Annotated in this window: 16 protein-coding genes; 11 read left to right on the forward strand and 5 right to left on the reverse strand. The window is 73.3% G+C overall.

What is annotated here, in order from left to right; genetic code table 11:
- Nucleotides 1-163: 163 nt before the first annotated feature.
- Nucleotides 164-610 carry an adenylyltransferase/cytidyltransferase family protein gene (locus tag AMK18_RS32035; protein ID WP_073865561.1) on the forward strand — a complete coding sequence of 149 codons (447 nt, stop codon included), beginning with the start codon at nt 164-166 and terminating at the stop codon, nt 608-610.
- On the opposite strand, the gene AMK18_RS32040 is transcribed toward AMK18_RS32035, so the two are convergent.
- Complete coding sequence (locus tag AMK18_RS32040; RefSeq protein WP_073865562.1) at nt 579-1,310, reverse strand: CDP-alcohol phosphatidyltransferase family protein; 732 nt, start codon at nt 1,308-1,310, stop codon at nt 579-581. The genes AMK18_RS32035 and AMK18_RS32040 overlap by 32 nt on opposite strands.
- Before the next feature lie 151 nt (nt 1,311-1,461).
- Nucleotides 1,462-2,148: a ribonuclease H family protein gene (locus tag AMK18_RS32045; RefSeq protein ID WP_073865634.1), complete on the reverse strand. Its 687-nt coding sequence runs from the start codon at nt 2,146-2,148 to the stop codon at nt 1,462-1,464.
- A 151-nt stretch (nt 2,149-2,299) separates the two neighbouring features.
- Between AMK18_RS32045 and AMK18_RS34785 the strand changes: the two genes are divergently transcribed.
- The 7 genes from AMK18_RS34785 (at nt 2,300) to ligD (ending at nt 6,600) form a co-directional block, all read left to right on the forward strand.
- Complete coding sequence (locus AMK18_RS34785) at nt 2,300-2,467, forward strand: DUF6381 family protein (protein ID WP_158071815.1); 168 nt, start codon at nt 2,300-2,302, stop codon at nt 2,465-2,467.
- 144 nt (nt 2,468-2,611) lie between these two features.
- Nucleotides 2,612-3,346: an SDR family NAD(P)-dependent oxidoreductase gene (locus tag AMK18_RS32050; RefSeq protein ID WP_018102811.1), complete on the forward strand. Its 735-nt coding sequence runs from the start codon at nt 2,612-2,614 to the stop codon at nt 3,344-3,346.
- 22 nt (nt 3,347-3,368) lie between these two features.
- Nucleotides 3,369-3,887 (forward strand): HAD domain-containing protein, encoded by a 519-nt coding sequence (locus tag AMK18_RS32055; RefSeq protein WP_073865563.1) that lies wholly within the window; start codon nt 3,369-3,371, stop codon nt 3,885-3,887.
- Nucleotides 3,888-3,980: 93 nt separating this feature from the next.
- Nucleotides 3,981-4,613 (forward strand): class I SAM-dependent methyltransferase, encoded by a 633-nt coding sequence (locus tag AMK18_RS32060; protein WP_241836691.1) that lies wholly within the window; start codon nt 3,981-3,983, stop codon nt 4,611-4,613.
- A 128-nt stretch (nt 4,614-4,741) separates the two neighbouring features.
- A complete protein-coding gene (locus AMK18_RS32065) occupies nt 4,742-5,008 on the forward strand; it encodes a hypothetical protein (protein ID WP_026171485.1) in 267 nt (88 codons plus the stop codon).
- A 3-nt stretch (nt 5,009-5,011) separates the two neighbouring features.
- Complete coding sequence (locus AMK18_RS32070) at nt 5,012-5,587, forward strand: hypothetical protein (RefSeq protein ID WP_073865565.1); 576 nt, start codon at nt 5,012-5,014, stop codon at nt 5,585-5,587.
- Nucleotides 5,588-5,631: 44 nt separating this feature from the next.
- On the forward strand, nt 5,632-6,600 hold the full coding sequence (gene ligD / locus AMK18_RS32075; protein WP_018102806.1) for a non-homologous end-joining DNA ligase: 969 nt from the start codon (nt 5,632-5,634) through the stop codon (nt 6,598-6,600).
- A 10-nt stretch (nt 6,601-6,610) separates the two neighbouring features.
- Here ligD and AMK18_RS32080 read toward each other — a convergent pair whose 3' ends face one another.
- Nucleotides 6,611-7,360, reverse strand: a complete 750-nt coding sequence (locus AMK18_RS32080; RefSeq protein WP_241836692.1) for an IclR family transcriptional regulator — start codon at nt 7,358-7,360, stop codon at nt 6,611-6,613.
- 265 nt (nt 7,361-7,625) lie between these two features.
- Between AMK18_RS32080 and AMK18_RS32085 the strand changes: the two genes are divergently transcribed.
- Nucleotides 7,626-11,000 carry a pyruvate carboxylase gene (locus AMK18_RS32085; protein WP_073865567.1) on the forward strand — a complete coding sequence of 1,125 codons (3,375 nt, stop codon included), beginning with the start codon at nt 7,626-7,628 and terminating at the stop codon, nt 10,998-11,000.
- Nucleotides 11,001-11,096: 96 nt separating this feature from the next.
- Nucleotides 11,097-11,939, forward strand: coding sequence for an acetylglutamate kinase (gene argB, locus AMK18_RS32090; RefSeq protein WP_073865568.1), 843 nt, complete (start codon nt 11,097-11,099; stop codon nt 11,937-11,939).
- A 47-nt stretch (nt 11,940-11,986) separates the two neighbouring features.
- Here argB and AMK18_RS32095 read toward each other — a convergent pair whose 3' ends face one another.
- Nucleotides 11,987-12,496, reverse strand: coding sequence for a GNAT family N-acetyltransferase (locus tag AMK18_RS32095; RefSeq protein ID WP_073865569.1), 510 nt, complete (start codon nt 12,494-12,496; stop codon nt 11,987-11,989).
- A 5-nt stretch (nt 12,497-12,501) separates the two neighbouring features.
- Entirely contained in the window at nt 12,502-12,714 is a 213-nt protein-coding gene (locus tag AMK18_RS32100) for an MbtH family protein (RefSeq protein WP_018102801.1), read from the reverse strand.
- A gap of 102 nt (nt 12,715-12,816) precedes the next feature.
- Between AMK18_RS32100 and AMK18_RS32105 the strand changes: the two genes are divergently transcribed.
- Complete coding sequence (locus AMK18_RS32105; RefSeq protein WP_073865570.1) at nt 12,817-13,938, forward strand: alpha/beta hydrolase-fold protein; 1,122 nt, start codon at nt 12,817-12,819, stop codon at nt 13,936-13,938.
- The last annotated feature ends 12 nt before the right edge of the window (nt 13,939-13,950 follow it).

Genomic DNA, 13,950 nt, shown 5'->3' on the forward strand with positions numbered 1-13,950 from the left:
GACGATCGCCTTCCCCCCGGAGCCACCTGTGTTCCACCGACTGTGTCCACCGAGGAACAGCCCCAAAAGCGAGCTTATCCGTTCATGAGATGAGCAAGTGGTCTTCACAGTAAGGTCGTTGGACTATCGCGGACATCGCGTTCACCGTGGGGGGAGAGAACGGATGGTGCACAGAGTCGGTTACGCGCCGGGGGTCTACGACCTGTTCCATGTGGGACACCTCAATATCCTTCGTCATGCGCGCAGCCAGTGCGACTACCTGGTGGCGGGGGTCGTCTCCGACGAGATGGCCACGCTCGCCAAGGGACACCGGCCGGTGATCCCGCTCCCGGAGCGGCTGGAGATCGTGCGGAGCGTGCGGTACGTGGACGCCGCCTTCGTGGAGACCGTGCCGGAGAAGGTCGAGACCTGGCAGCAGGTCAGGTTCGACGTCATCTTCAAGGGGGACGACTGGCGGGACACGGAGAAGGGCAGGAAGCTCGAACGCGACTTCGCCGAGGTGGGCGTGGAGGTCGTGTACTTCCCGTACACCGTGCACACCTCCAGCACCCAGTTGCGCCGGGCGCTGGACACGCTCGTCAGTGCGCCCGGAGCGCTTTCAGCTCCCTGAACCACTTGCCCAGGAACAGGACGAGGAACAGCGCGTGCACGGCGGCGAGTACGGCGTATCCGGTCCGGAACGCGGTCTCGTCGCCGAGCAGCAGGAAGACCAGGCAGAACACCCCGTAGTCGGCGGGCAGCAGCGCCACGGCCCGCAGCCGGGACGGCGGCGCGGCGGGCCCGGGCGCGGCTGCCGCGCCGTGCGCCGCCGCCTTGCCGAGCTGTTCGCGCAGCAGCCCCGCGCAGAAGGTCAGCACGGCGACGAACAGGAAACCGAGCGGGAGCAGCAGCCAGCCGTCGCCGGGCAGTGCGAAGTACCGGTGGAACGCGATGAGTACGACGGTGTGGACCAGGATCATCTTGGCGCAGTCGACCACATGGTCCAGCCACTCGCCGTCGGGCCCGCCCCGCCCCGTCAGCCGGGCGAGCTGCCCGTCGGCCGAGTCGAGGGCGAAGCCCACGGCGAGCCCCAGGTAGACCAGGACGGCCATCCCGGGCCCCGGGCGCACCAGCGCCACGCAGGCGAGGGCGGTGAAGGTGAACGCCGCGCTGGTCAGGGTGACCTGATTGGGCGTCATGCCGAGCCGGTACGCGGCGGCGGCGAAGACCCGGCCGGCCGGGCGGTTCACGTACCGCGAGTAGAGCGAGACCCCCTTGGCCGTCTTCTGCGCCCCGCGCAGCCGGCCGAGCACCGTCGTCGTCGTTTCCATACGCCCCCCAGCGTCCCGGTGTCGCCACCGCTCCCCCGGCGGCGCTCCCCGCGCGCCGCCGGAGCGCATCATGGCACGGGGACGCCCGCCGCGCGGGCGGATCGCCCCATCTGGTGGGCTTACGGGGGCAGTTGGCCGGGAACAGCCGCCCTCAGGCGGAGGCGGTGCGGCACTCCGGGTGGCCCCAGCCGTGGTCGTTCTTGGCGATCATGTCCTTGGCCGCGTACGGCCGTCCGCAGTGGCAGCGGCCGGCGAACTTGGCCCGGATGGTGGCCCCGCCCCCCGACTTCCGCGGCGCGCTCTTCTTCGCCGTCGCGCCGGTCCTGCGGCCCTCGGTGGCGCGGGAGGGTGCCGGTACGGGGGTGGCCGAGCCGTGCGCGGTGCCGGCCGCGGTCTGGGAGACGGCGACCTCGCTGGCGGCCTGGTCGGCGAGCGCGTTGAGCGGGTCGCCGTCCACCTGGTGGGCGGGCACGTAGACGAAGCTCACGGCGCGCCCGGTCAGGAGCGCGTCGATGCGGGTGACCAGCTCGCGGTTGGCGACGGGCTTGCCGCCCGAGGTCTTCCAGCCGTTGCGCTTCCAGCCGGGCAGCCACTTGGTGACCGCGTTCATCGCGTACTGCGAGTCCATCCGGACCTCGAGCGCCACGGCGGGGTCCACGGACTCCAGGAGCTCCTGGAGGGCGGTGAGCTCGGCGACGTTGTTGGTGGCGGTGCCGAGCGGCCCCGCCTCCCACCGCTGGGGACGGCCCTCGGCGTCGGCCACCACATAGGCCCAGGCGGCCGGCCCCGGATTACCCTTCGACGCCCCGTCACACGCGGCGATCATGCGCTCGTTCATACCCTCGATCATGCCAGCGCGCGGGACCGGTTCCGTCCCCCCTCCCCCCACCTGCGGTCTTCACGGTGGGTGATGCTTCGGCGTGCATCGGTGACGGGGCGCTGCTTCCCTGAAGGGGCCCGCTCTCCCCTACCGTCCCCGAGGAGTGACGATGAGCGTTGCACGAGAGGTGAACCGAGCCCAGCAGATGCGCGAGAAGGCGCGGCACCTGACCGAGGCCGCGGAGCGCACCAGCGACCCGGAGCAGCGCAGCCGCCTCCAGGAGAAGGCCCGCAAGCTCCAGGAGCAGAGCGACCGCCAGGACGGCATGCCCGTCTGACGCAGGGCAGCACAGACCGGTGGACTGTCACTCTTCCATGAGTGGGTGACAGTCCACTGCCGCGTTTCCGGCCCCCTCCGGGGTGGATGATCACCCGCGCCTACGATGGCTCCGCAAGCGAGTACGAGGAAAGTGGGGCCTGCCATGAACGGTCAACCGGTCACCGTGGTCACCGGAGGCAGCCGCGGCATCGGTGCGGCGGTCTGCGTACGCCTGGCGGACGAGGGCCATGACATCGCGCTGGCGTACCACTCGGACGCCGAGGCGGCCGAGAAGGTCGCCGAGGCGGTACGGGGAACGGGCCGGCGCTGCGTGACGGTCCGGGTGGACACGGCGGACGAGACGGACGTGGACCGCCTCTTCGACACCGCCGCCGCCGAGCTGGGCCCGGTCACCGGCCTGGTCAACAACGCGGGCATGAGCGGCCCGCTCGGTCCCCTGGCCGACGCGGACGCGGCGGGGATGCGGCGGGCCCTGGAGGTCAACGTCCTCGGCTACCTGCTCTGCGCGCGCCGCGCGGTGCGGGACATGACCGCCTCGGGTGGCGGGGCGATCGTCAACGTGTCCTCGGCCGCCGCCACGATCGGCAGCCCCGGCGAGTACGTGCACTACGCCGCCGCCAAGGGGGCCGTCGACACGATGACCGTCGGCCTGTCCAAGGAGGTCGGCCCGTCCGGCATCCGCGTCAACGCGGTCGCCCCCGGTGTCATCCGCACCGAATTCCACGCCGACCCGGCCCGCCCCGACAAGCTGGGCCCCGGCACCCCGCTCGGCCGCCCCGGCGAACCGGAGGAGATCGCGGGCGCCGTCGCCTGGCTGCTCTCACCGGACGCCTCGTACGCGACGGGAACGGTGCTGCGGGTGTCGGGCGGGCGCTGAGGCCGGTGGGTACGGTGCCGGGGTGACCGCCCCGGACCCACTCCCCCTGCTCTTCCTCGACGTCGACGGCCCCCTGATCCCGTTCGGTGCGCGGCCCGGCGGCCACCGCACGTATCCGATGGGGCCGGTGCCGCCCGGTGCGGCGGCCCACCCGCTGCTGGCGAGGGTCGACCCGTCGCTCGGGCCCCGGCTCGGCGCGCTGCCCTGCACGCTGGTCTGGGCGACGACCTGGGAGGACGAGGCGAACACGGTCGTCGCGCCCCGGCTCGACCTGCCCGTTCTGGACGTGGTCGCCTGGCCGGACGCGCCCGAGCAGGAGGCGCGGGACGCCCGGGCGGGGCTGCACTGGAAGACGCGCCCGCTCGTGGAGTGGGCGGCGGGGCGCGCGTTCGCCTGGGTCGACGACGAGATCGGCGAGCCCGACCGGCGCTGGGTCGCCGGTCACCACGGCGGGCCGGCCCTGCTCCACCGCGTCGATCCCGTCCTGGGCCTGACCGGGGCCGACCTCCGGCTGATCGAGGCGTGGCTGCGGTCGGTGTAAGGGCCGCGGCACACCGGTTTCCGGTGGTTTCGGGGCGGGGGTGTGCCTGTTGCAGTAGAAGTGGTGGTGCACCGCAACAGGAAGGGGCCTGCCATGTCAGCGGGACGAGGTCGCACCGCCGCAGCCGTGTTCGACGCTCTCGGGACCGATTACGAGGCGGCGTTCGCCGCTTCGGCGGCCCACCGTGCCTCGCTGGAACGGCTTCTCGGGGTGCTCCCGCCGCACGCGTGGGTGCTGGACGTGGGGAGCGGGACGGGCCGGCCGACGGCGCAGACCCTGGTGGACGCCGGGCACGAGGTGCTGGGGGTCGACGTCTCGCCGGTGATGGTGGACATCGCCGCGCGCCAGGTGCCGGGGGCGGAGTTCCGCTGCGCCGACATCCGCACGCTTCCGCTGGAGGACGGCTCCTTCGACGCGGTGTGCCTGTACTTCGCACTGTTGCAGATGGAGCGCGCGGACCAGGGCGAGGTGCTGCGGCTGACCGCGCGGGTGCTGCGGCCGGGGGGTCATCTGGCCGTGGCGACGGTGCCGTTCGACGTGGAGGGCGTGAGCGGCACGTTCATGGGCCAGCCGGTCGAGGTGACCAGCTTCGGCGAGGACGCGTTCGCGGCGCTGGTGGAGGACGCCGGGTTCACCGTGCTGTCCCGGGAGAGCACGATGTTCGTGCCCGCCGTCCCGGCGGCCGTGCCCGAACCGCAGATGTTCCTCCTCGCCCGGCGGCGCTGAGCGGGCGGACATGCCGTGCGGTCCGCACCGGCCCACAATGAGTTGGCCGGACCTCCGTGGGTACCCGGCACCGCGAGGCTGCCGATGCCCCGCCGCCTGCCCGCGGGGACGACGACGGAGGATCTTCCATGACCGACCGCAGACCAGAGGGCCCCATCCACGAGGGCGCGACCCCGAGTCCCCCTCCGGTGCCCGCGGACATGCCCGACCAGCAGGTCCAGGAGGGCGAGGACCCGATGGACGTGCCGGGCCCGCCGCGCACCGGGCGGACCGGGGACGACGGCCGGGAGGACGAGGAGCTGCCCGACCCGGACGAGTCGGGGTCGGGACGCGGTTCCGCCCGTAACGCCGGAGTGCACCCGGAGCATCCGGTGCCGGACGAGTCACCGGGCTGAGCCGTGCCCCGTGAGCGCCGGGCCGCCCGGCGCGTCCTGGCGCTCGCGGTGGCCCCGTGCCTCGCCCTGGTGCTCACCGCCCCGGCGGCCCGCGCGGACGCCGGGGCCGGGCGCGCGGCCACGTGCGACCAGGACCGCGAGCGCTGCCTCGACGGCAGGCGCCTGCTGTACTGGTACGGCTACGGGCTCGGCGTACACCCGTTCACGACGCCGGAGGCCGTACGCCGGCAGCTCACCGACAACTTCCGGCTGTTCCCGGTGAGCGGGAGCTGCCCGGGCCGCGTCCGTACGGGCGACACCTGCGATCTGCTGGGCGGCAATCCGGTCCGCGTGGAGTCCGCCGCCGGGGACCACCTCCAGATCGCCACGCTCCCCGGCCACGACCTGGGCAACGGCCTGCACATCCGGTTCACGTTCACCCGCTCCCTCGGCTTCCACTACCTGGACGTCGCCGCGTGGCAGGACCGGGAGACGGACTGCACCCGGCAGGTGCTGTGCGGCGCGGCGAGCCGTGCGGGCGCCTGGGCCCTGTGGCAGGTCCTCGCCCAGACCCTGACCGTGTCCGCCTGGGCGGCGTAGCACTCGGACTGCGGGGAACCGCCGGCCGTTCGATCATGGAGGCTATGGCCCCCATCCCCGCCGACGCCTCCGGGTCACCCCCGTGGATCGCACCGATGCTGGCCGTGCCGGGACCGCTCCCCGTACCGGACACGGAGTGGGCCTTCGAGGCCAAGTGGGACGGTGCCCGGTGCGTCGTCGCGACACCGGGGGACGGCACCCTGCGGCTGACCTCGCGGGCGCGCAACGACGTGACCCCGACCTATCCGGAGCTGCACGCGCTCGGTGACGTGCTGCGCGGCCGCAGCGTGGTCCTGGACGGCGAGATCGTGGCCCTGGACGGGGCGGGGCGGTCCGACTTCGGGCTGCTCCAGCGCCGGATGGGCATCCTGAACGCGCGCCGCGCCGCCCGCCTGGCGCTGGACGTCCCCGCGCACCTGGTGGTCTTCGACGTGCTGTACCTGGACGGCCGGAGGCTGTCGGCGCTGGGTTACGAGGAGCGCCGCGCGATCCTGTCCGGGGTGCTGTCCGCGGGACCGCACTGGTCGGTGCCGTCCTATGTGCGCGGCCAGGGCGCGAAGGCGTGGGACACCGTCGTGCGCGGGGGCCTGGAGGGGGTGGTCGCCAAGCGGCTCACCTCTCCGTACACACCGGGCCTGCGTTCACCCGACTGGCGCAAGACCAAGCGGGTCGAGACGCTGGACGTGGTCATCGGCGGCTGGACCCAGCGCAACGGCGCGCCCGCGGGTGTCCCCGGGGCGGTGCTGGTCGGGCTGGACGACCCGGCGGGGCTGCGGTACGCGGGGTCCGTGGGGTCGGGGATGTCGGACCGGGAGCTGGGCGAGCTGAGGGACTACCTGAGGGTGATCGCGCGTCCGGAGTCCCCGTTCACGGGGCCGGTCGACGTGGCCGGGGCGCACTGGGTGGAGCCGAGGCTGGTGGCGGAGGTCAGCGCGTCGCAGTGGACGGCGGCGGGGCGGCTGCGGCATCCGGTGTGGCAGCGGCTGCGGCCGGACCTGACCCGGCTGGACTGAACGCGGCCCCTCAGCCGGGCAGCGTGAGCCTGCGGGACACGCTGACGGCGGCCGACAGGAGCTCCGCGCGGACCCGGGATGTGCGGTACATCCGGTCGGACCGGAAGGAGATGCCGAGGGAGCCGATCTGATCGCCGCTGTAGACCGGGACCGCGACGCAGGTCGTGCCGCGTACGTACTCCTCGCGGTCCATGACCACCGGCGCGGGCGAGCCGTCGAGCTGCCGGACCAGCTCCTCGCGGTGGGTGATGGTCCGGGGGGTGAGCCCGGTCAGGTCGTGCCGGGAGAAGTAGTCGTCCCGCGCCTCGTCGTCGAGCTCCCGCAGCACGCTCTTGCCGAGCGCCGTGGCGTGCCCGGCCTCGTCCAGTCCCACCCACAGGTCCACGCGCGGGGTGCGCGCGCTGTCCACGATCTCCATGACCCGGACCTCGCCGTCCACGTAGAGCGTGAGATAGGCGGCGGCCCCCAGGTCGTTGCGCAGGGCGGTGAGGGCGGGCCGTACCCGGGCGGGCACCGACTGCGTGCCGGGGCCGCCGCCCGGGGCGTCGTCGGCGAGGACGTAGGTGTGGTCCTCCAGCTCCCTGAGGTAGCCGTCGCCGATGAGCATGGGCAGCAGCTCGCGCACGGTGGCCGGGGGAAGCCCCGCCTCCCGGGCCAGCTGCTGCGCGGTGGCCTCGCCCCCGTGGGCGCCCGCGGCCTCCAGCAGGCGGAGGGCGCGCCGGACGGTGCCGACGGGTTCGGGGCCGGCGTGGTCGGCCATGCCCACCAGCATGGCCCCGCCGCCAAGAACCGGCAAAACATCGTGGTGGCGGGGGTGCGTCCGGGGGACGTTTTGGGGCGTGACGCAAGCCATCTTTTGCGCTCGCGATCTCGGGGGAAGTCTCCGGTACGGTGTCGAACGCTCCGTACCCGGCGGGTCACGGAGCACCTCGCCACCGCCGTACGGTCTCCGACGCGGAGCAGCGTGTCCGTGCCGTACCGCCCGTCCTCGACGCCACACAGCCGCGACACGACTGGGGAGTTTGATGTTCGACAAGGTATTGGTCGCCAACCGCGGGGAAATCGCGATCCGCGCGTTCCGTGCGGCCTTCGAGCTGGGCATCTCCACGGTGGCCGTGTATCCGCACGAGGACCGCAACTCCCTGCACCGGGCCAAGGCGGACGAGGCGTACCGGATCGGTGAGCCGGGGCATCCGGTGCGGGCGTACCTGTCGGTGGACGAGGTGGTGAAGGCGGCCCGCAAGGCGGGGGCGGACGCGATCTACCCCGGTTACGGCTTCCTGTCGGAGAACCCGGACCTGGCGGCGGCGTGCGCGGAGGCGGGCATCACCTTCGTCGGGCCCCCGGCGTCGGTGCTGAACCTGACGGGCAACAAGTCGCGTGCGGTGGCGGCGGCCCGCGAGGCCGGGGTGCCGGTGCTGAAGTCTTCGGAGCCGTCCGAGGACGTGGACGCCCTGGTCGCGGCCTCGGAGGAGATCGGCTTCCCGGTGTTCGTGAAGGCGGTCGCCGGGGGCGGCGGGCGCGGCATGCGGCGGGTGGCCGAGGCCGCTGACCTCCGCGAGGCGATCGACGCGGCGATGCGCGAGGCGCGGTCCGCGTTCGGGGACGCGACGGTGTTCCTGGAGCAGGCGGTGATCAACCCGCGCCATATCGAGGTGCAGATCCTGGCCGACGCCGAGGGCAATGTGGTGCACCTCTACGAGCGGGACTGCTCGCTCCAGCGCCGCCACCAGAAGGTGGTGGAGATCGCGCCGGCCCCGAATCTGGACCCGGAGCTGCGGGCGCGGATCTGCGCCGACGCGGTCTCCTTCGCCCGGCACATCGGGTACGTGAACGCGGGCACCGTCGAGTTCCTGGTGGACGAGCGCGGCAACCACGTCTTCATCGAGATGAACCCGCGCATCCAGGTCGAGCACACGGTGACGGAGCAGGTCACCGGCCGCGACCTGGTGATCGCGCAGCTGCGCATCGCGGCGGGCATGACGCTGCCCGAGCTGCGGCTGTCCCAGGACTCCATCTCCCTCAACGGCACCGCGATGCAGTGCCGGATCACGACGGAGGACCCGGTCAACGGCTTCCGTCCGGACACCGGGACCATCTCCGCGTACCGCTCCCCCGGCGGTCCGGGTGTGCGCCTCGACGGCGGGACCGTGCACACGGGTGCGGAGGTGTCGGCGCACTTCGACTCGATGCTCGTCAAACTCACGTGTCACGGCCACGACTTCGCCAACGCGGCCCGCCGCGCGCGCCGGGCGATCGCCGAGTTCCGCATCCGCGGGGTGGCGACGAACCTGCCGTTCCTGGGCGCGGTCCTCGACCACCCGGAGTTCCGGGCGGGGCGCGTCACGACCTCGTTCATCGACGAGCACCCGGAGCTGATCCGGGCCCGCCCGTCGGCCGACCGGGGCAGCCGGATGCTCAGTTATCTGGCGGAGACCACGGTCAACCGGCCCTACGGGCCCCGCCCTTCGGTCATCGACCCGGCGGACAAGCTGCCCGCGCTGCCGCCCGGCACGCCGCCGCCCGGTTCGCGGCAGCGGCTGGCCGAGCTGGGTCCGGAGCGGTTCGCCGCCGAGCTGCGGGCGCAGTCGGCGGTCGCGGTCACCGACACCACGTTCCGCGACGCCCATCAGTCGCTGCTGGCCACCCGGGTCCGTACCCGGGACCTGCTGGCGGTCGCGCCGCAGGTGGCGCACACCGTGCCGCAGTTGCTGAGCCTGGAGTGCTGGGGCGGGGCCACCTACGACGTGGCGCTGCGCTTCCTCGCGGAGGACCCGTGGGAGCGGCTGGTCAAGCTGCGTGAGGCGGTGCCCAACATCTGTACGCAGATGCTGCTGCGCGGCCGCAACACGGTGGGCTACACGCCGTATCCGACGGAGGTCACCGAGGCGTTCGTGTCGGAGGCGGCCTCGGCCGGGATGGACATCTTCCGGATCTTCGACGCGCTCAACGACGTGTCGCAGATGCGTCCGGCGATCGACGCCGTACGCGCCACGGGGACCTCGCTGGCGGAGGTGGCGCTGTGCTACACCGCCGATCTGTCGGACCCGGGCGAGACCCTGTACACGCTGGACTACTACCTGCGGCTGGCCGAGCAGATCGTGGAGGCGGGCGCCCATGTGCTCGCCATCAAGGACATGGCGGGGCTGCTGCGTCCGCCGGCCGCGCGCACCCTGGTCACGGCGTTGCGCGAGCGGTTCGACCTGCCGGTGCACCTGCACACCCACGACACGGCGGGCGGCCAGCTGGGCACGCTGATCGCCGCGATCGACGCGGGGGTGGACGCGGTGGACGCGGCCGTCGCCTCGATGGCCGGGACGACCAGCCAGCCGCCGCTGTCCGCGCTGGTGGCGGCCACGGACCACACCGAGCGCGCGACGGGCCTCTCGTTGCAGGCGGTCGGCGATCTGGAACCGTACTGGGAGGCGACCCGCAAGGTGTACGCCCCGTTCGAGTCGGGGCTCGCCTCGCCGACGGGCCGGATCTACCACCACGAGATCCCGGGCGGTCAGCTGTCCAACCTGCGGCAGCAGGCCATCGCGCTGGGCCTCGGCGACCGCTTCGAGCTGATCGAGGACTGCTACGCGGCGGCCGACCGGATGCTGGGCCGGCTGGTGAAGGTGACCCCGTCCTCGAAGGTGGTCGGGGACCTGGCGCTGCACCTGGTGGGCGCGGGCGTGAGTGCCGCGGACTTCGAGTCGGACCCGGGGAAGTTCGACGTACCGGACTCGGTGATCGGGTTCCTCCGCGGTGAGCTGGGCGACCCGCCCGGCGGCTGGCCCGAGCCGTTCCGCACCCGGGCGCTCAAGGGCCGCCCGGACAAGGCGAAGGCGCCGCACCTGTCGGACGAGGACCGTCAGGCGCTGCGCGAGTCGCCGCGCGCGACGCTGAACCGGCTGCTGTTCCCCGGCCCGACGAAGGAGTTCACCGCGCACCGGGAGGCGTACGGCGACACGTCGGTGCTGCCGACGCCGGACTTCCTGTACGGGCTGGAGCCGGAGACCGAGCACCCGGTCGAGCTGGAGCCCGGGGTCACCCTGCTGTTCGAGCTGGAGGCCATCTCGGAGGCGGACGAACGCGGCTTCCGGAGCGTACTGGCCACGCTCAACGGGCAGTTGCGGCCGGTCTCGGTGCGGGACAGGTCCGTGGCGACCGAGGTGAAGGCTGCGGAGAAGGCGGACCGGACCGACGCGGGGCATGTCGCGGCGCCGTTCGCCGGGGTGGTGACGCTCCAGGTGGAGGAGGGCGCTTCGGTGTCGGCGGGGCAGACGGTCGCCACGATCGAGGCGATGAAGATGGAGGCGTCGATCACCGCCCAGTCCGCCGGTGTGGTGCGCCGCCTGGCCATCGGCCGGGTGCAGCAGGTGGAGGCGGGCGACCTCCTCATCGAGATCGGCTGATCACGCGCGGGGCCGCCCGCCGGTGGAGGAGAGCTTCCTCGACCGGCGGGCCTCTTCTTGACCAACAACGAGCCAATTAAGGTTAGGCTAAGCTAAATGGAAGAGGATTCGGGACCGGTCGTCGTCATCAAGTTCGGCGGCAACGCCATGGTCGACGCACAGCTGCAACAGACCTTCGCCCAGGATGTCGTGGAGCTGCGGCGCACGGGTCTGCGCCCGGTCGTCGTGCACGGGGGCGGCCCTCAGATCAGCGCCATGCTCGACCGCCTCGGGCTGGAGAGCCGCTTCGAGGCGGGCCTGCGGGTGACCACGGCGGAGACGATGGAAGTCGTCCGCATGGTGCTGTCCGGCCGCGTCCAGCGCGAACTGGTGGGCCACATCAACAGCCATGGGCCGTACGCCGTGGGCATGACCGGCGAGGACGCGCACACGATGACAGCTGTGCGGCGGCCCGCCTGGGTGGACGGCGCACCGGTGGACATCGGCCAGGTCGGGGACGTCGTGGAGGTGAACCCGGGCATGGTGCGCGCCCTCCTGACGCAGGGTCACATACCGGTGGTCTCGCCGGTGGCGCGGGGCGCGGACGGCCAGGTGTACAACGTCAACGCGGATCTCGCCGCCTCCGCCCTCGCCGTGGCGCTCGGCGCGCAGCGGCTGGTGGTCCTGACGAACGTGGCGGGGCTGTACGCGGACTGGCCGGCGAGCACCGAGGTGATCGGGCGCCTGACGGCGGACGCCCTGGACGGCCTGCTGCCGGGCCTGGCGAGCGGGATGCTGCCGAAGATGGAGGGCTGCCTGCGGGCGGTACGGGGTGGGGTCGGCCGGGCGGACGTGCTGGACGGCCGGGTGCCGCACGCGGTGCTGCGGAGCGTCCTCGGCGGGGACGGCGCGGGGACCACGGTGGTGCCGGACGAGGACCACGCGGTGAGCCCGGCCTGACGTGTGGGGGGCGCCGGGCCGGGCTCACGTTCGGCCCGGCGCCCGGTTCACAGGGCGCGGGCGAGGATCAGCGCGTTGCGCCGGGGATCCAGGGATTCGGCCCAGGCGCTCGGCGCCTGACGGGCCGTCACGGGCGCGAAGCCGTACCGGCGGAACAGCCGGTCGTCCCCGGTGGTCGCGGTGAAGAGGGCGCCGAGCGCCTGGGTGCACCCCAGGGCCAGCGCGGTCCGCAGGAGGGCGCCCCCGACTCCGCGCCCCTGCCGGTGGCCCGCCACGCAGAAGTTGTACAGGACGCCCGCGTGGGCCCCCTCCCCCTCGTGGACCCGCAGGCCCACACAGCCCTCGATCCCGCCGTCGGAGCCGACGGCCACGAGGAATTCGGCGGCGCGTGCCGCGTAGAGGGAGTCGGGCCGTTCGCGCAGGGCGCCCGAGCGGGCGAACGGCCGGGACAGCTCCGCGAGCGCGGCGGCGTCACCGGACCCGGCGGTCCGGACGCGCGCCGCCCGCGGGCGGGACGGGGAGGGCAGGGGTACGGGACGCGGCGCGACCGTGGTCACGGGGGTCAGGCGTCCATCGACGCGGCGAGCGAACGGGGCCGCAGATCGGTCCAGTTGGCCTCGACGTACTCCAGGCACGCCTCGCGCGTGTTCTCCTCGAAGGCGACCGTCCAGCCGCCGGGCACCTCGGCGAACGACGGCCACAGGGAGTGCTGGCCCTCGTCGTTCACCAGGACCAGGAAACGGCCTTCGGGATCGTCGAACGGGTTGGTGCTCATGCGGGCAGTGCCTCCTCATCAAGAACAAACAGCTTAGGTTAGGCTCGCCTAACAATTCGTGAGCTTAGCCTTTCCCTTTCCCCCTGCACAAGGAGACCCCTCATGCCCTCCGGTGATCGCACGGATCAGCTCCCGGCCGCCACCGGCAGCCCCTTCGCCGATTTCGGGCTGCCCGGCGAACCCGGCACCGAGGCGTTCTGGGCGGCGGCCCGGACGCCCGTGTCGCGGCCCGGTGGGGGCGGCGGCTGGACGACTCTCTTCCTCCGGCGCGGCGGCCCGGCCGACATATCCTTCGAGAGCTGGACGCGGGAACCGCTGCCGCTGCGCCGGTGGGGCGCGACGGACTGCTGGTACGCGGAGGTGGAGATGCCCGCGCGGCTGCGGGTGACCTACCGGTTCATCACGGACGAGGGGGCGCACGCCGACCCGTTCAACCCGTCCGCCGCCGGTGGCGACCGCTCGATCGCGGCCACGCCGGACGCCCCGGCACAGCCCTACTGGCCGCTCGTCGGCGCGGACGACGTCCTGCCCGTGCCCCGCACCCGGCTGCGCTGGGCGTCCGCGCGGCTCGGCGGACGCCGCACGGTGCGCGTGCATCCGGTGGCGGGCGGCGGGCCCGTGGTGCTGCTGCTCGACGGGGACGACTGGCTGTATCTGCACCCGGCCATGACCGCGTTCGAGGCGGCCGTCGCGGACGGGGCGCTGCCCCCGGTCACCCTGGTCTTCCTGCCGTCCAAGGACCGGATGGGCGAGTTCGGGTGCCGGCCGGAGCTGTGGGAGGCGGTCCGGGACGAACTGCTGCCCCTGGTCGCGGAGTCCGGGGTGCCCGCCGACCCCGGCACGCTGGTGGTCGCGGGGCAGAGCCTCGGCGGGCTCAGCGCGCTGTACGCCGCCCTGGAGTTCCCGGAGCTGGTGACGCGGGTCGCCTGCCAGTCCGGGTCGTTCTGGTGGGCGCCCGACTGCGCGGAGCGTACGGACCTGCTGGACGGCCCGGCCGGCGGCGCCCTCGCCGACCGGCTCCGGCAGCGGCCCGGTCTCTCCGGCCTCCGCATCGCCTTCGACCTGGGGGAGCACGAGACGCGGATGCTCCCCCACTGCACGGTGGTCGAGGCCCTGACCGAGCAGGCCGGGGCGGCGGTACGGGTGTCGCGGTCCCCCTCGGATCACGACCGCGCGGGCTGGCGGCACGCGATGCTGAGGGACGTCGCCTGGGCGCTCGGCTGAGTCACCGCCGCA

Source organism: Streptomyces sp. CB01249 (assembly GCF_001905735.1).
Classification (GTDB): Bacteria; Actinomycetota; Actinomycetes; order Streptomycetales; family Streptomycetaceae; genus Streptomyces.